1 protein-coding gene is annotated in these 309 nt (G+C 77.0%); it reads left to right on the top strand.

The annotated features are described in order from the left end of the window. Positions 1-30: 30 nt before the first annotated feature. A partial coding sequence (locus G3I42_RS13730; RefSeq protein ID WP_203606769.1) for an FAD binding domain-containing protein occupies positions 31-309 on the top strand: 279 nt, incomplete at its 3' end.

Genomic DNA, 309 nt, shown 5'->3' on the forward strand with positions numbered 1-309 from the left:
GTCCGGGGGCAACGGGAAGGGGCAGCCGCTTTGACCACACAGGCACCGAATGCGGCGGTTTCCCTGCCCGTCACGCTGGAGGAGGCCGTGGCCGCGCTCGCCGCGACCCCCACCGCCGTGCCCGTCGCGGGCGGCACCGACCTCATGACCGCCGTCAACGCCGGACTCCTGCGCCCCGCCGCCCTCGTGGGCCTCGGCCGCGTCGCCGAGATCCGCGGCTGGCAGTACCTCGACGGGCACGCCCTGCTCGGCGCCGGGCTCACGCACGCGCGCATGGGCCGCCCCGACTTCGCCGCGCTCATCCCCGCG

Origin of the sequence: Streptomyces sp. SID11385, from assembly GCF_010548245.1 — a bacterium.
Classification (GTDB): domain Bacteria; phylum Actinomycetota; class Actinomycetes; order Streptomycetales; family Streptomycetaceae; genus Streptomyces.